Consider the following 14,958-nt stretch of genomic DNA (forward strand, 5'->3'; position numbering starts at 1 on the left):
GCTGCAACCGACGAGCGTGGCATAAATGCATTGTCGCCATGACAGGGCCATGGTAGCCTTCACGCAAGGCTTTACACTAGAGCAATAGAGGAGTCGGTTGGATGTATCGTATGCAGAACCAGGGCACCGCCGCGCGGGTCCGCCAGGCAGGTTTCACCCTGCTTGAGCTGTTGGTGGTTATCGTTATCATCGGTTTGCTGGCGGCGTACGTCGGCCCGAAGTATTTCTCCCAGCTGGGCAAGTCGGAGGTGACGGTCGCGAAGGCGCAGATCGAGGCCTTCGAGAAATCGCTGGACACCTACCGCCTCGACGTGGGCCGCTATCCGACGACGGAAGAAGGCTTGAACGCGCTGCTGACGGCCCCGCCCGCGGTGACCGCCAAGTGGAACGGCCCGTACCTGAAGAAGGGCGTCCCGCTCGATCCGTGGGGTCACCCGTACCAATACCGTGCGCCCGGCACCAAGAGCGAGTATGAAATCCTTTCGCTCGGCAAGGACGGCCAGCCGGGCGGCGAACGCGAGAACGCCGACATCACCTCGCAATAAGCCGATACGCCTCCCATGCAGTTCGCGGTCCGCACCCTCGCGCCCGACATGCGCATCGCCAGCGTGCTCGTCGACGCGCAGGACGAGGCGGACGCGCGCCGCCAGGTCGAGGCGCGCGGGCTGTTCGTCAGCGCCATCGAGCCCGTGCACGCGCCGCTGCTGCGCCGCCAGCGCGGCGGCAAGCTGTCGCTGGTGCTGTTCAGCCAGGAGTTGCTCGCGCTGTTGACGGCGGGCCTCGGCATCGTCGAGGGGCTGGAAGCGCTGCTGGAAAAAGAGGCCAGCCCCGCCACGCGCGGCGTGCTGGAACGGCTGCTGGCCGGCCTGCGCGAGGGCAAGCGCCTGTCCGCCGTGATGGCCGCGCAGCCCGCGCTGTTCCCGCCGCTGTACGTCGGGATCGTGCGCGCGGCCGAAGGCACGAGCGACCTGCCGCGCGCGCTCGAACGCTACATCGAATACCAGCAGCGCATCGACACCGTGCGCGCGAAAGTCGTCAGCGCGTCGATCTACCCGGCGATCCTGCTGCTCGTGGGCGGCGGCGTGTCGATCTTCCTGATGTCGTACGTCGTGCCGCGCTTCGCCGAGGTGTACCAGGGCGCGGGCCGCAACCTGCCGTGGATGTCGCGCGTGATGCTCGAGTGGGGCCAGTTCGCCGGACGCCACGCGGGCGGCCTGCTGGTCGGCTTCGTCGCCACGGTGACGATTGCCGCGTGGGCCATCCGGCGCGCGTTGAAACGGGGCGGCGCCGCGCGCCTGCTGGCGAAGCTGCCCGGCATCGGCGAACGCGCCCGCATCTACGAACTCTCGCGCCTGTACCTCACGCTGGGCATGCTGAACGAAGGCGGCATCACCTTGGTGAACGCCATCGACACCGTGCAGGGCATGGTGTCGCCGGGCCTCGCGGGCGGCCTGAAGGCGGCGCGCGCGGCGATCGAGGCGGGACGCCCGCTGTCCGACGCGTTCGAAGCCAACGGCCTGACGACGCCGATCTCGCTGCGCATGCTGCGCGTGGGCGAGCGCACGGGCGCGATGGGCACGATGCTCACGCGTTCGGCCGCGTTCTACGACGGCGAGATCGGACGCTGGATAGACCGCTTCACGCGCACGTTCGAGCCCCTGTTGATGGCCGCGATCGGCCTCGTCGTCGGCGCCATCGTCGTGCTGCTGTACATGCCCATCTTCGACCTCGCGGGAGACATGTCGTGAACGCGCCCCTCGCCAGCCTCGACGCCGCGCTGCTCGCCCGCGCCCGCGCGCAGAGCCGCCAGACGCGCCGCTCGCTCGTCGAAGAGCTGCAAGGCTTGTGCGGACTGGAGCCGCGCGAGATCGTGGGCCTGCTGGCGGAGCCGTTCGGCCTGTCCGTGATGGAAACGCCCGAGATGTTCGGCCAGCAGCCCGCGTTCGACCTGCTGCCGCTGGCGCAGGCGCTGGCGCGCCACTGCGTGCTGCTGCGCGACGGCGACAAGCACCTCACGGGCGTCATTGCCGACCCGTTCGACCTCGACCTGCAGACGTGGCTGCAGACGCAGGCCGGCGCGACGGCGGCGGCTCCGCTGCATGTGCGGCTGGCGCTGCAATCGGACATCCAGGCCTACCTCGGCAAGCACGAGGAATCCGCGCGCGCCGTCGACACGCTCGTCGGTGACAGTGGCGAAGGCCGGCGCGACGGCAAGAGCGCGACGGTGCTGTCGTTCGCGAGCGTGTCGGAAGCCGCGAGCCCCGCCGTCAAGCTCGTGAACTCCACGTTGTACGACGCGTTGAAAGCGGGCGCCTCCGACATCCACCTGGAGAGCACGGCGGGCGGCCTCTCCGTCAAGTATCGCGTGGACGGCGTGCTCGATCACGCGGCGTCGGTCGGCGGCATCGAGCTGGCGGAGCACATCATCTCGCGCCTGAAAGTGCTGGCGGAACTGGACATCGCGGAGCGCCGCATCCCGCAGGACGGCAGTTTCCGCGTCGAGTCGGCGGGGCGCGACATCGACCTGCGCGTGTCGATCATGCCCAGCATCCACGGCGAGGACGCCGTCATCCGTATCCTCGACAAGCGCGCGATGATCGAGGCCTATGGCTCGCTCACCCTGGAAGCGCTCGGGTTCGACGCGCCGTCGCTCGCGACGCTTAGGATGCTCGCGCAGGAAGCCTACGGCATGCTGCTCGTGACGGGGCCGACCGGTTCGGGCAAGACGACCACGTTGTATGCGGCGCTGACGGAAATCCACAACGGCCGCGAAAAGATCATCACGATCGAGGATCCCGTCGAATACCAGCTGCCGGGCATCCTGCAAATTCCCGTCAACGAAAAGAAGGGCCTGTCGTTCGCGAAGGGCCTGCGCTCGATCCTGCGGCACGACCCGGACAAGATCATGGTGGGCGAGATCCGCGACCGCGAGACGGCGGAGATCGCGGTGCAGTCGGCGCTGACGGGCCACCTCGTGCTGACGACGGTCCACGCCAACAACGTGTTCGACGTGTTCGGCCGCTTCACCCACATGGGCATCGACCCGTACGCGTTCGTGTCGGCGCTGAACGGCATCTGGGCGCAGCGCCTGATTCGCATGAACTGCGCGCGCTGCGCCGTCCAGTACACGCCGGACGATGCCGAACTGGCGTCCGCGCACCTGACGCGCGCCGACGTGCACGACTACCGGTTCATGCGCGGCCTCGGTTGCGGCGATTGCCGCGGCACCGGCTACAAGGGCCGCCGCTCGATCGCCGAGATCCTCACGTTGAACGACGAGATCCGCGAACTGATCGTCGACAAGCAGCCGATCCGCCGCATCAAGGCCGCCGCCGCGGCGAACGGCACGCGCAGCCTGCGCCTGGCGGCACTGGACCTCGTGCAGCGTGGCGCGACGACAATCGAGGAAATCCGGAGGGTCACGCTGCATGCTTAGTTCGTTCACGTCCGGCTTCGGCCAGCAGCTGCGCATCGGTATCGCGCCGGACGCCCTCGCGCTCGTGCGCACGAGCATCTGGCCGCACGAGCGCGCACGCCTGCTGGGCCAGGTAGCGGCGACGGGCGGCGACGCCGTGTCGCTGGGCGCCGCGCTCGGCATGCTGCTCGGCGAGCACGACGTGGCCGGCCTGCCGGCGACCGTGGTGCTGTCCGACGACCTCGTGCGCCTGTGGCAGGTGACGCCGCCGCAAGGCGCCACGCGCCTCGCCGACCTGGAAGGCGCGGCCGCGCTGCGCTACCACGCGCTGTTCGGCGGCAGCCTCGCTGGCTGGACCCTGAGCGCCGACTGGGATGCGGCGCACCCGTTTCTCGCGGCCGCGCTGCCGCTCGCGCTGCTCGAGCAGTTGACTGCGGCGGCATCGAGCCAGCGCTTCAAGCTCGTCGAGATCGTGCCGCAATTCGTCGCGGCGATGAACCAGCACCGCCGCGTGCGCCGCGCCGGTGCGTGGTTCGGCGTCGTGCATGGTGGCGTGCTGTCCGTCGCCGCGTTCGACGGCGACCTGCTCGCGGCCGTGCGCACGGCGCCGATCCCGCCCGGCGCGGACCGCGACTGGCTCGAGGGCCATGTGGCGCGCGAAGCGCTGCGCGTCGGGCTGTCGCGGCCGGAGCGCCTGCAGATCTGCGGCCCCGCGCCGAAGGGATGGGGGAGCAGTGCCGGACGATTGAAATTCGCCTGCACCTTGTTCGAGGACGAGACGGACCCGCTGTGGCCCGATTGCGCGCGGCTCGCGCTGACGGGGAGGGCGCCTTGAGAAAAGTGCACATCGATTTCGCGCCGCCGAGCCTGCGCCGCGCGTGGTATCGCACGCCGCGCGGGACGTGGAGCCTGCTGGTCGTCGCGCTCGGGCTGGCGGGGCCGCTCGCCAGCACCGTCGTGCAATACCGCGGCCTGCAGCGCGCGGCCGCGGAGCGCCAGGCACAGGTCGCGCGCACGCAGGCCCGCGCGGCCGCGCGCGCGCCCGTCGCGGCGCCCGCGCGCGCGGTGCCGCCCGCGCAGGCAGGCGCCGTCAACACGGCAGTGCAGCAGCTGAACCTGCCGTGGCGCGGCCTGCACGACGCCGTCCAGGCGGCGACACCCGCGACCATCGCGCTGCTGGCGCTGGAGCCGGACGCGAAGAAGAGCAGCGTGCGCATCACGGCGGAGGCGAAGAACAGCGACGACATGATCGCCTACGTCGAAGCGCTGCAGCACATCGAGTGGTTCACGACCGTGCTGCTGGCGCGCCACGAGATCAACGAGCAGGACCCGAACCATCCGATCCGCTTCCAGATCGACGCGCAGTGGAGGCCAGCGCAATGAAGACGACGTTCGCCTCGCCCATGCTGCGCCTGCGGATCATGCTGCTGCGTGCGAATCCGATCATGGCGGCGGCCATCGTCGTACCGCTCGTCATGGCCGGGGCCCTCGCGTGGACCTTGCACACCGTGTGGGCGATGGAGCGCGCGCAGGAAGCGTACGCCGCGCAGGCGAAGCGGAAACCGCAGGCCGCCGCGACGCCGGCGCCGGCTCAGGAACCCGTGCCCGTGCAGGCGCCCGACAATCTCGCCGCGTTCTACGGCGCACTGGGCGAGCGCCGCGGCGCCGAGCAGCAGGTGCGCATCCTGTTCGACCTCGCGTCGAAGTCCGGCCTCGTGCTGCGCCAGGGCGAGTACAAGGCCGGCTTCGACCGCAATGCCCGCGTCTACACGTACCAGGTCAATCTTCCCGTGAAGGGAACGTACCAGGCGATCTGGCAATTCGCGATGGCCGCGCTGCGCGCGATTCCGTTCGCGTCGCTGGACGAGATCACCTTCCACCGCGACGCGATCGGCGACGCGACCGTGGAAGCGCGCCTGCGCCTGACCCTGTACCTGCGCGACGGCGCGCCGCAGCCATGAAGCCCGTCAAGCCGCGTCACGCGATCCTCGTCCTGGCCCTCGTCGGCGCGGGCTTGCTCGCCGCGTTCGGCGATCGCACGCCGGCCGGCGACATCGCGGAACCTGCCGAGCGGCCGGCCGCGCGCGCGGTGCTCGCGCGTCCGCCCGCGTCCGCGCCTGCGTCCGCGCCAGCGGCGGCCGCACCGGTGGCGCCCGCGAAGACGGCCGACGCGGCCCCCGCCCAACCGGTGCTAGTCCTGGTGCCGCGCGACGTCTTGATCGGCGACGGCGACGCCGCGTTCGGCCAGGGCGGCGCCGGCCCGTTCGCGCACCAGGACTGGACTCCGCCGCCTCCGCCACCGCCGCCGCCCCAACCCGCGCCGCCGCCACCGCCGCCCACGGCGCCGCCGCTGCCGTTCACGTTCCTCGGCAAGTCCGTCGGCAACGGCGCGTGGGAAGTCTATCTGGCGCGGGGCGACCGCACGTACGTCGTGCGCGAGAAGGGCGCCGTCATCGACGGCACGTACCGCGTCGAGTCCATCGCGCCCCCGGTCCTCACGCTGACCTACCTGCCGCTGAACCAGATTCAGCAGCTCAATATTGGAGTATTCGATTGATCGCTCGCCCAACGGCAGGCCGGATGCCCCGGTCTTCACTGCCCACCATGCTGGCCCGCCGGCTGCTCCCGGCCGCGCTGGCCTTGCTGCTGTCCGGCTGCGCCGCGCAGATGGCGTATCGCGAAGGGAACGAGCTCGTCGCGCAGGACAAGGTCGAGGCCGGGCTCGTGAAATACCAGGAAGCGCTGGCCGTTGACCCGGCCAACGTCGCCTACAAGACCGCGTTCCTGCGCGCGCGCGACACCGCGACGAACCGCCTGCTGCCGCAGGCCGACCGTGAACTGGCCGGCGGCAAGGCCGACCTGGCCGTGCAGGACTACCGGCGCGTGCTGGCGATCGACCCCTTGAACGAGCGCGCGCGCGCCGGCCTGCGCCAGGTCGACGCCGACCGCCGCCACGGGGTCTTGATGACGGAGGCGCGCGCCGCCATCGAACGCAAGGACTACGAGGCGGCGAAGGCGAAGCTGTCCGCGATCCTGACGGAGCGCCCCACGTACGATCCGGCGCGCGACCTGCTCGCGGTCGTGAACGAAAAGATCGAGGCCGCGTCGCCGGAGGCCGCGCTGACGGCCGCGTTCCGCTCGCCGATCAGCCTGGAATTCCGCGACGCCCCGCTGAAGCAGATCTTCGAAGTGATCGCGCGCCACTCGGGCCTCAACTTCCTGTTCGACAAGGACGTCAAGACGGACCAGCGCGCGTCGGTCTTCCTGAAGAACAGCACGGTGGAAGCGGCCGTCTATTACCTCTTGATGACGAACCAGCTGGAACGCCAGGTCATGGATGGCAACACGATCCTGATCTACCCGAACATCGCGGCCAAGCAGAAGGAATACCAGGAGATGACGGTGAAGACCTTCTACCTGGCCAACGCGGAAGCCAAGAACATCGCCAACACGTTGAAGACGATCCTGAAGTCGCGCGACGTGGTGGTGGACGAGAAGCTGAATCTCGTGATCCTGCGCGACACGCCGGAAGCCGTGAAGGTGGCGTCGCAGCTGGTCGCGCTGCAGGACGTGCCGGAGGCCGAGGTGATGCTGGACGTCGAGGTGCTCGAGGTGCAGCGCAACCGGCTGCTCGACCTGGGCATCGACTGGCCCACGAGCCTGTCGTTCACGCCGCTGGCAACGGCGACCGGCGCCGCGATCACCGTGGACCAGCTGCGCCACCTGAACGGCAAGACGATCGGCGTGACGGGCGTCGCCGGTTCCGTCACCGCGAGCAAGACGGACGGCGATTCCGACACGCTGGCCGCGCCCCGCATCCGCGTGCGCAACAAGGAAAAGGCCAAGGTCGTCATCGGCGACAAGCTGCCGACGATCACGACGACCATCTCGTCGGGCGTGGGCGGCTTCGCGTCGGAGTCCGTCAACTACGTCGACGTGGGCCTGAAGCTGGACGTCGAGCCCACCGTCTACCTGAACAACGAAGTCGGCATCCGCATCTCGCTCGAAGTGAGCAACCTCGTGGACACAGTCACGACGAAGGGCGGCACGACGGCGTACCGCATCGGCACGCGTTCCGCGTCGACGATGCTGCAGCTGAAGGACGGCGAGAACCAGGTGCTGGCGGGCCTGATCAAGAACGAGGACCGGTCGAGCAGCACCAAGCTGCCCGGCATCGGCGACTTCCCCATCCTCGGCCGCCTGTTCGGCAGCCAGCAGGACACGCGCAACAAGACGGAGGTCGTGCTGTCGATCACACCGCACCTGATCCGCAACGTGCAGCGCCCGCCGGCGTCCACGTCCGAATTCAGCGCCGGCACGGAAGCCAGCTTCCGCCGCCGCCCCGACTCGGGTGGGCGCGGGACGGTGCAGATGCCGGGGCAGGGCGTGCGGCCGAGTGCCGCGCCCGTACCGAACACGCTCGCGCCGCTGCCGGTCACGCCTGCGCCGGCGCCCGCGCCGGGCGGGATGGTGCCGGCCACCAGCGTCGGCGGCACCGCCACCCTGCCGTCCGCGCCCCCGTCCGTGCCGCCGTCCGACCTGCCGGTGGCGCCGCCGGTCCAGATCACGCCGCTGCCGCCGCCGGACGTGACGCCGATGCCCCAGCCTGCGCCGACACAAGCTCCCGTGCCCGCGGGCCGCGCGGCCTTTCCGAACCAGCAATGAACGCACGGCGCCCGCGCGGCTTCACCCTGATCGAGCTGCTCGTCACCCTCGCGATCCTGGCCCTGGTCGGGACCTTGGTGGTGCCGGTGGCCCAGGTCGCGCTGCAGCGCCGCCACGAACAGGAGCTGCGCACGGCGCTGCGCGAGATCCGCGCCGCCATCGACGCGTACAAGAAGGCCGGCGACGAGGGCCGCGTCGCGCGCGCGGCCGGCGCCAGCGGGTATCCGCCGAAGCTGGAGGTGCTCGTCGATGGCGTGCCGGACCAGCGCAGCCCGAAGAAGGCGAAGATCTATTTTCTGCGTCGCCTGCCGCGCGACCCGTTCAACGGCAACGCCGACCTGAAGGACGCCGAGACGTGGGGCAAGCGCAGCTACGCGAGCGAGCCGGACGAACCGAAGGAAGGGGACGACGTGTACGACGTCTACTCGACTTCAAGCAAGGTCGGGCTGAACGACATCCCCTACAGCCGCTGGTGAGCGCATGACTTCGACACCGACCATGACCCGCAAGCGGGGCTTCACCCTGATCGAACTGCTGGTGGTGCTGGGCATCGTGGCGCTGCTGCTGACGCTCGCGGTGCCGCGCTTCTTCCCGAAGATCGACAGCACGAAGGAGACGATCCTCGCCGAGAACCTGCGCAATACGCGCGCCGTGATCGACCAGTTCCACGGCGACACGGGGCGCTATCCGGACTCGCTGCAGCAACTCGTCGACAAGCGCTACCTGGCGACGCTGCCGTACGACCCGATCGCCGAAAGCGACGCGACCTGGGTCATCGTCCCGCCCGAGGGCGACGACAAGGGTGGCGTGTACGACATCCACAGCGGCGCACCGGGCAACGGCCGCAACGGCAAGCCGTATGCCGAGTGGTGACGCCATGCGGGCGCGCCGCGACAGGGGCTTCACCTATCTCGGCCTCGTGATCCTCGTGACGGTGATCGGCCTCGTCGGCGCGGCCACGCTGAAGATCGACGCGCTGCTGCGCCGGGCCGCGGCCGAGGAGGAGCTGCTGGACATCGGCGCCGCGTTCGGCGAAGCGCTGCGCACGTATGCGGAGGCGACGCCGAAGGGCCAGCCGGCGCAGCCGCCGACGCTGAAGGAATTGCTGAAGGACCCGCGCTTTCCCGGCGTGCGGCGGCACCTGCGCAAGATCTTCGTCGACCCCATGACGGGCAAGGCCGAATGGGGCATCGTGTGGACGAACCCGGGCGAACGCAGGGGCGTCGTCGCCGTGTACAGCCTGTCGACGGCGAAGCCGCTGAAGATCGGAAATTTTGACGCGCGCTTCCCCGGGTTCGAGAACAAGGAGCACATCTCGGACTGGAAGTTCGCGTCGACGGGAATGACTGTGGTGCAGGGGCCGACGTTCGCGCGGGAGACCCCGGGGCAGGCGCTGCCGAATGGTGTGCCGACGGGACAACCGTCGCTGTTTCCCGCGCCCGGCGGCACGCCATTCGATCCGGCGCGCCCGGGCGGCGGACAGCCGCCCGCGCCCATTTTGTTGCCTGAGGCCATGCCGCCGCCGGCCAGGCCTCCCGAGGCCATGCCGTCGCCCGTGCCCGGCGAGCCCGCGCCGCCGCCATCCGAGGACGCCGGCCGCTAGACCCGTCCCGTCACTTGGCGCGGCGCATGAAGTGGCGCGGACGGAAGCCCAGCGCCAGCAGCGCGGCGAAATAGACGACCGCGCTCGCGCCGATGATGAGGAACAGCGCACCGGCGCGCAGCAGCGGATGGGCGCGCAGCGCGGCCCAGTCGAGCTGCGCCTGGCTGAACCACGCCACGGCGCCCATCAGCGCGACGGCCGCGACGACCTTCAGGAAGAACGGCAGCCAGCCGGCATGCGGCACGTAGATCGCGCGGCGGCGCAGTCCCGTGAACAGGAAACTCGCGTTGATGCAGGCGCCGAGGCCGATCGACAGCGCAAGGCCCGCCACGCCCAGCACGGGCACGAACACGAGGTTCATCAACTGCGTGGCGATCAGCACGCCGATGGCGATTTTCACGGGCGTGCGGATGTCCTGGCGCGCATAGAACGCGGGCGCGAGGATCTTGACGAGGATGATGCCGAGCAGGCCTGCCGCATACGCCATCAGCGGCGCGGTGGCGGCCGTCACGGCGTGCGCGTTGAAGGCGCCGTAGTTGAAGAGGGTGGCGATCAGCGGCTCGGCCAATGCGGCGAGGCCGACGGCGGCCGGGAGCGCGAGCAGGAACGTCAGGCGCAGGCCCCAGTCGAGCAGGGCGGAGTATTCGACGGGGTCGCCGTCCGCGTTCGCCTTCGACAGGCTGGGCAGCAGCACGGTGCCCAGCGCCACGCCCAGCATGCCGGTCGGGAATTCCATCAGCCGGTCGGCGTACTGCAGCACGGAGACGCTGCCGGCGCCGAGGCGCGACGCAATGTTCGTGTTGATGAGTAGGCTGATCTGGGCGGCCGACACGGCGAACACGGCGGGGCCCATCTTCTTGAGGATGCGGCGCACGCCGGGGTCGGACAGGCCCGCGAGGGGGTTGAACGACAGCCGGGGCAGCATGCCGATGCGCTGCAGTGCCGGGATCTGGACGCCGACCTGCAGCACGCCGCCGACCATCACCGCGACGGCCATCGAATAGATCGGCACGTCGAAATACTTCACCATGAACAGCGAAAAGAAGATCGACGACAGGTTCCACAGCACGGGTGTGAACGCCGGAATCTTGAATTCGCGCCAGGTGTTGAGTACCGCGCCCGCCAGCACGACGAACGACATGCACAGGATGTACGGGAACATCAGGCGGGTCATGACGACGCCGGCGTCGAATGCGGCGCCCTTGAGACCGCTCGCGATCACGTACAGGACGATGGGGGCCCCGATGATTCCGAGGATGCTGGTCGCCAATGTGGCCCACACGAGGGTGTTCGCGACGTGGTCGACGAGGGTGCGGGTGGCGGCGTCGCCTTTCTGGCTCTTGTATTCGGCTAGGATCGGCACGAACGCTTGCGAGAACGCACCCTCGCCGAACAGGCGGCGCAGCAGGTTGGGCAGGCGGAAGGCGATGTTGAAGGCGTCGGTATAGTCGCTGGCGCCGAAGGCACGGGCAAACAGGGAATCGCGCAACAGGCCGGTGATACGGGACAGCATCGTCATGCTCGAGATGGCTGCCAGGGTCTTGAGTAGGTTCATAGCCCGCGATTATAGCTGGGCTATTGCACAAAAACGAACCAGGATTTGCCCAACGATGAAACCTTCGCTATAATCGAGGGCTGTATTGAATTCTGTTGGCAGACACTCGTTTGGCAGGCACTGGAATGGGCCGGTTTGAATGTTTGCAAACGCAACTTGACCCCGATTAGGAAATTCCATGGCAAATACCGCACAGGCGCGCAAGCGCGCTCGTCAGGCAGTTAAGCAAAACGCGCACAACTCGGCCCAGCGCTCGACCCTGCGTACCGCAATCAAGGCCGTCCGCAAGGCCATCCAGGCTGGCGACAAGGCCGCTGCCTCGCAAATCTTCCAGCAGTCCGTGTCGACCATCGACAGCATCGCTGACAAGAAAATCATCCACAAGAACAAGGCCGCTCGCCACAAGAGCCGCCTGGCGGCCGCCATCAAGGCCCTGTCGGCTTAATAATCCGACGGCAACGCCCGCGCGACCGAGGTCGCGCGCCCGGCGTGGATGAAGAACCCGCTCGACGCATGTCCGGCGGGTTTTTTGTTGCCTGGAGCCGGCGTCAAATTCGGGGTCAGAGCACGAGTTCGGGGTCAGAGCACATTGGCGCGACATGTCGCATGGGTATCATCGGCGGCGGCGGCTATCCTGCCGCGCGTCCTAGTGAAGCCGTTGAGTGTCGTGCGTGTCGACGCTGAAGTGATTTTATCTTTTAGTACATTGCGCACAAAAGTGCTCTGACCCCGAATTCGATATTTAACGTGCTCTGACCCCGAATTCGCTGACCCCGAATTCGGCATGAAACCCGACAGGCGTAAAAAAGGCAGCCCGCAGGCTGCCTGGTCGTGCGGCGAAGCGCTTACTTCGCTGCTGCCGGTTCGGCCGAAGCGGCTTCGGCGGCGGCGGCCTTCTTGGCCTTCTTGTGGTGCTTCTTCATTTTCTTCGCGGGAGCGGCAGGCTGCTCGGCCGTGGTCGATGCAGCCGGAGCGGCAGCTGCCGGTGCCGCGGCCTGGGTGGCGGCGAAAGCGGAAACGGCGAACAGGGAAGCAACCAGGCCAGCGATCAGTTTGGACATTTCGGGTTCCTTTAAAGAAGATGGTGATCCACAACGGTGAATCTGTTCCCTTAACGGTGGCCAAGAATTGCCGGTTGACAGGTTTTCTTCGCGCCTACATTAACTTTTCGAAAGGTTGATGCAGGTTAAATTCCGGCACGATTGGCGCCGACGTCCGCAGCGTCCACTTCCATCCATTCTCCCGGCATCAACGGATGCGTCGCCAGCGAATACGGTCCGATGCTGGAACGCACCAGGCGCAACGTGGGCAGCCCGACGGCCGCCGTCATCCGGCGCACCTGGCGGTTCTTGCCTTCCTCGAGCGTGATCGCGATCCAGCTGGTCGGTTTGCCCTGGCGCGTTCGGATCGGGGGATTGCGGGGCCACAGCCACTCCGGTTCCGCGATCAGCGCAGCGCGGCACGGCTTCGTCGTGAAGTCGCCGAGGTCGATGGGCGCCTGCAGGCGCGCGAGGCTGGCGCGGTCGGCGACGCCCTCCAGCTGCACGAGATAAGTTTTTGCTTCCTTGTGGTCCGGATGGGCGATCTGGTGCTGCAGGCGGCCGTCGTCCGTGAGCAGCATCAAGCCTTCGCTGTCGGCATCGAGGCGGCCGGCGGGGTAGATGTTCGGGATGTCGAGGTAGTCGGCGAGGGTGGGGCGCTCGCCCTCGCGCGAGAACTGGCACAGGACCTGGTAGGGTTTGTTGAACAGGATCAGAGACATGGGGAATAGTTTTTGGTGCATAATGTCGTGCCAGTGTTGCGTCTTAGACAAGACCGACGACCCGATCACTATTCTAATCTAATGGAGCCCGCAGACCTGGCGTCCCGCCATGCGCCCATTTCGGAGAACATGATGGTTCAACATATCCAAGTACCTACCGGTGGTCAAAAGATTACCGTCAACGCGGACTTCAGCCTGAACGTCCCCGACCAGCCCGTCATCCCGTTCATCGAGGGTGACGGCACGGGCGTCGACATCACCCCTGTGATGCGCAAGGTGGTCGACGCGGCCGTGGCGAAGGCCTACGGTGGCCAGCGCAAGATCGCGTGGATGGAAGTGTTCGCGGGCGAGAAGTCGACCCAGGTCTACGGCCCGGACGTATGGCTGCCGCCGGAAACGCTGGACGTCGTGCGCGAGTACGTCGTGTCGATCAAGGGGCCGCTGACGACGCCCGTCGGCGGCGGCATCCGTTCGCTGAACGTCGCGCTGCGCCAGGAGCTCGACCTGTACGTCTGCCTGCGCCCCGTGCGCTACTTCAACGGCGTGCCGTCGCCGCTGCGCGAGCCGCACAAGACCGACATGGTGATCTTCCGCGAGAACTCGGAAGACATCTACGCCGGTATCGAATGGGCGGCCGAGTCGCCCGAGGCGAAGAAGGTCATCGAGTTCCTGACCCGCGAAATGGGCGTGCGCAAGATCCGCTTCCCGGGCACGTCCGCGATCGGCATCAAGCCCGTGTCGCGCGAAGGCACCGAGCGCCTCGTGCGCAAGGCGCTGCAGTACGCGGTCGACAACGACAAGCCGTCCGTGACCCTGGTCCACAAGGGCAATATCATGAAGTACACGGAAGGCGGTTTCCGCGACTGGGGCTATGCACTGGCGCAACGGGAATTCGGCGCCGAACTCGTCGACGGCGGCCCGTGGTGCAAGTTCAAGAACCCGCACACGGGCAAGGACATCGTCGTCAAGGATTCCATCGCGGACGCGTTCCTGCAGCAGATCCTGCTGCGCCCGGCCGAGTACAGCGTGATCGCCACACTGAACCTGAACGGCGACTACGTCTCCGACGCGCTGGCGGCCCAGGTCGGCGGCATCGGCATCGCGCCGGGCGCGAACATGTCCGACTCCGTCGCCATGTTCGAAGCGACGCACGGCACGGCGCCGAAGTACGCGGGCAAGGACTACGTGAACCCGGGTTCGCTGATCCTGTCGGCCGAGATGATGCTGCGCCATATGGGGTGGACGGAAGCTGCCGACCTCATCATCAGCTCGATGGAAAGGGCGATCGCATCGAAGCGCGTCACCTACGACTTCGCGCGCCTGATGGAAGGCGCGACGCAAGTGTCGTGCTCGGGCTTCGGCGATGTGATGATCGAAAATATGTAATTGCAAACGATTGATGCAAATCAAAAGCCCCGTTAATAGCGGGGCTTTTTCTTTTATCACTCTATATAAGCGCGCATACCGCGGCGACGATAAGCGGGCTAAAGAATATAAGAGGCTGGGACGTTTGATTTGCCACATGCAGACGTTTCGCGACGGCAAACGATTGCACATATGCCAACAATGAGCGTCACGACTGGGATGAGGGCGGCGCGGTGCAAGCGCCGAGGATCCGCGCCGCGCACTGCCGTGCCTGGCGCAGAAAGAAAAAAACCCCGCCGCGGCGGGGTCTTCTGCTTCCAGAGGGAGCTTACGCGCCGACGATGTTGGAAGCTTGCTTGCCTTTCGGGCCTTGCGTGACTTCGAATTGGACTTTTTGACCTTCTTTGAGGGTCTTAAAACCGTTCATATTGATTGCGGAGAAGTGTGCGAACAAATCCTCGCCGCCGTCATCAGGGGTGATGAAGCCAAAACCTTTGGAATCATTGAACCACTTAACAGTACCTGTTGCCATAAAATAACCTTCGATTAAAAACAAATCACACGAGCCATAAAAGCAAGAAGCTTCTTGCCCC

General features: G+C 67.3%; 17 protein-coding genes. 13 read left to right on the forward strand and 4 right to left on the reverse strand.

The window, feature by feature from the left end; genetic code table 11:
• Positions 1-101: 101 nt before the first annotated feature.
• Genes gspG through HAV22_RS15020 form a run of 11 tightly spaced genes read left to right on the forward strand, consistent with a single transcriptional unit; the run spans position 102 to position 9,683 of the window.
• Entirely contained in the window at positions 102-545 is a 444-nt protein-coding gene (gene gspG / locus HAV22_RS14970; protein ID WP_166859879.1) for a type II secretion system major pseudopilin GspG, read from the forward strand.
• Between the two features lie 15 nt (positions 546-560).
• Positions 561-1,748 (forward strand): type II secretion system F family protein, encoded by a 1,188-nt coding sequence (locus tag HAV22_RS14975; protein WP_166859880.1) that lies wholly within the window; start codon positions 561-563, stop codon positions 1,746-1,748.
• On the forward strand, positions 1,745-3,436 hold the full coding sequence (locus HAV22_RS14980; protein WP_166859881.1) for a GspE/PulE family protein: 1,692 nt from the start codon (positions 1,745-1,747) through the stop codon (positions 3,434-3,436). The genes HAV22_RS14975 and HAV22_RS14980 overlap by 4 nt, the downstream gene beginning before the upstream one ends.
• The gene (locus HAV22_RS14985) at positions 3,429-4,250 is read left to right on the forward strand and encodes a hypothetical protein (protein ID WP_166859882.1); all 822 of its coding nucleotides are present in this window, start codon (positions 3,429-3,431) and stop codon (positions 4,248-4,250) included. The genes HAV22_RS14980 and HAV22_RS14985 overlap by 8 nt, the downstream gene beginning before the upstream one ends.
• Positions 4,251-4,255: 5 nt before the next feature.
• Positions 4,256-4,798: a PilN domain-containing protein gene (locus HAV22_RS14990; protein ID WP_371869659.1), complete on the forward strand. Its 543-nt coding sequence runs from the start codon at positions 4,256-4,258 to the stop codon at positions 4,796-4,798.
• Positions 4,795-5,376, forward strand: a complete 582-nt coding sequence (locus tag HAV22_RS14995; protein ID WP_166859884.1) for a hypothetical protein — start codon at positions 4,795-4,797, stop codon at positions 5,374-5,376. Before HAV22_RS14990 ends, HAV22_RS14995 begins: the two co-directional genes overlap by 4 nt.
• Complete coding sequence (locus HAV22_RS15000; RefSeq protein WP_166859885.1) at positions 5,373-5,972, forward strand: hypothetical protein; 600 nt, start codon at positions 5,373-5,375, stop codon at positions 5,970-5,972. Before HAV22_RS14995 ends, HAV22_RS15000 begins: the two co-directional genes overlap by 4 nt.
• Positions 5,973-5,995: 23 nt before the next feature.
• A complete protein-coding gene (locus HAV22_RS15005) occupies positions 5,996-8,080 on the forward strand; it encodes a secretin GspD/PilQ domain-containing protein (RefSeq protein ID WP_229421246.1) in 2,085 nt (694 codons plus the stop codon).
• A complete protein-coding gene (locus tag HAV22_RS15010; RefSeq protein ID WP_166859886.1) occupies positions 8,077-8,556 on the forward strand; it encodes a type II secretion system protein in 480 nt (159 codons plus the stop codon). Before HAV22_RS15005 ends, HAV22_RS15010 begins: the two co-directional genes overlap by 4 nt.
• 4 nt (positions 8,557-8,560) lie before the next feature.
• Positions 8,561-8,953, forward strand: a complete 393-nt coding sequence (locus HAV22_RS15015; RefSeq protein ID WP_229421247.1) for a type II secretion system protein — start codon at positions 8,561-8,563, stop codon at positions 8,951-8,953.
• On the forward strand, positions 8,940-9,683 hold the full coding sequence (locus HAV22_RS15020; protein ID WP_229421248.1) for a type II secretion system protein: 744 nt from the start codon (positions 8,940-8,942) through the stop codon (positions 9,681-9,683). Before HAV22_RS15015 ends, HAV22_RS15020 begins: the two co-directional genes overlap by 14 nt.
• Positions 9,684-9,693: 10 nt before the next feature.
• Here the strand turns inward: HAV22_RS15020 and murJ are convergent, their stop codons facing one another.
• On the reverse strand, positions 9,694-11,238 hold the full coding sequence (gene murJ / locus HAV22_RS15025) for a murein biosynthesis integral membrane protein MurJ (RefSeq protein WP_166859887.1): 1,545 nt from the start codon (positions 11,236-11,238) through the stop codon (positions 9,694-9,696).
• A gap of 178 nt (positions 11,239-11,416) precedes the next feature.
• Here murJ and rpsT point away from each other — a divergent pair, with 178 nt between their 5' ends.
• Complete coding sequence (gene rpsT / locus HAV22_RS15030; protein ID WP_075795330.1) at positions 11,417-11,683, forward strand: 30S ribosomal protein S20; 267 nt, start codon at positions 11,417-11,419, stop codon at positions 11,681-11,683.
• A gap of 400 nt (positions 11,684-12,083) precedes the next feature.
• Here rpsT and HAV22_RS15035 read toward each other — a convergent pair whose 3' ends face one another.
• Complete coding sequence (locus HAV22_RS15035) at positions 12,084-12,299, reverse strand: hypothetical protein (protein ID WP_166859888.1); 216 nt, start codon at positions 12,297-12,299, stop codon at positions 12,084-12,086.
• Positions 12,300-12,424: 125 nt separating this feature from the next.
• Positions 12,425-13,000, reverse strand: coding sequence for a pseudouridine synthase (locus tag HAV22_RS15040; protein ID WP_166859889.1), 576 nt, complete (start codon positions 12,998-13,000; stop codon positions 12,425-12,427).
• 132 nt (positions 13,001-13,132) lie between these two features.
• On the opposite strand from HAV22_RS15040, the gene icd reads away from it, so the two are divergent.
• Positions 13,133-14,386 carry an NADP-dependent isocitrate dehydrogenase gene (gene icd, locus HAV22_RS15045; protein ID WP_166859890.1) on the forward strand — a complete coding sequence of 418 codons (1,254 nt, stop codon included), beginning with the start codon at positions 13,133-13,135 and terminating at the stop codon, positions 14,384-14,386.
• A gap of 307 nt (positions 14,387-14,693) precedes the next feature.
• Here icd and cspE read toward each other — a convergent pair whose 3' ends face one another.
• Positions 14,694-14,897, reverse strand: a complete 204-nt coding sequence (cspE, locus tag HAV22_RS15050) for a transcription antiterminator/RNA stability regulator CspE (RefSeq protein WP_036165387.1) — start codon at positions 14,895-14,897, stop codon at positions 14,694-14,696.
• Positions 14,898-14,958 lie beyond the last annotated feature (61 nt).

This window comes from Telluria antibiotica, assembly GCF_011682055.1.
Lineage (GTDB): Bacteria > Pseudomonadota > Gammaproteobacteria > Burkholderiales > Burkholderiaceae_D > Telluria > Telluria antibiotica.

Excerpts from the sequence above, each read along its gene's own strand:
- gspG (WP_166859879.1), top strand. The coding sequence starts at position 102 with ATGTATCGTATGCAGAACCAGGGCACCGCCGCGCGGGTCCGCCAGGCA.
- HAV22_RS14975 (WP_166859880.1), top strand. The coding sequence starts at position 561 with ATGCAGTTCGCGGTCCGCACCCTCGCGCCCGACATGCGCATCGCCAGC.
- HAV22_RS14985 (WP_166859882.1), top strand. The coding sequence starts at position 3,429 with ATGCTTAGTTCGTTCACGTCCGGCTTCGGCCAGCAGCTGCGCATCGGT.
- HAV22_RS14995 (WP_166859884.1), top strand. The coding sequence starts at position 4,795 with ATGAAGACGACGTTCGCCTCGCCCATGCTGCGCCTGCGGATCATGCTG.
- HAV22_RS15000 (WP_166859885.1), top strand. The coding sequence starts at position 5,373 with ATGAAGCCCGTCAAGCCGCGTCACGCGATCCTCGTCCTGGCCCTCGTC.
- HAV22_RS15005 (WP_229421246.1), top strand. The coding sequence starts at position 5,996 with ATGCCCCGGTCTTCACTGCCCACCATGCTGGCCCGCCGGCTGCTCCCG.
- HAV22_RS15010 (WP_166859886.1), top strand. The coding sequence starts at position 8,077 with ATGAACGCACGGCGCCCGCGCGGCTTCACCCTGATCGAGCTGCTCGTC.
- HAV22_RS15015 (WP_229421247.1), top strand. The coding sequence starts at position 8,561 with ATGACTTCGACACCGACCATGACCCGCAAGCGGGGCTTCACCCTGATC.
- HAV22_RS15020 (WP_229421248.1), top strand. The coding sequence starts at position 8,940 with ATGCCGAGTGGTGACGCCATGCGGGCGCGCCGCGACAGGGGCTTCACC.
- murJ (WP_166859887.1), bottom strand. The coding sequence starts at position 11,238 with ATGAACCTACTCAAGACCCTGGCAGCCATCTCGAGCATGACGATGCTG.
- rpsT (WP_075795330.1), top strand. The coding sequence starts at position 11,417 with ATGGCAAATACCGCACAGGCGCGCAAGCGCGCTCGTCAGGCAGTTAAG.
- HAV22_RS15035 (WP_166859888.1), bottom strand. The coding sequence starts at position 12,299 with ATGTCCAAACTGATCGCTGGCCTGGTTGCTTCCCTGTTCGCCGTTTCC.
- HAV22_RS15040 (WP_166859889.1), bottom strand. The coding sequence starts at position 13,000 with ATGTCTCTGATCCTGTTCAACAAACCCTACCAGGTCCTGTGCCAGTTC.
- icd (WP_166859890.1), top strand. The coding sequence starts at position 13,133 with ATGGTTCAACATATCCAAGTACCTACCGGTGGTCAAAAGATTACCGTC.
- cspE (WP_036165387.1), bottom strand. The coding sequence starts at position 14,897 with ATGGCAACAGGTACTGTTAAGTGGTTCAATGATTCCAAAGGTTTTGGC.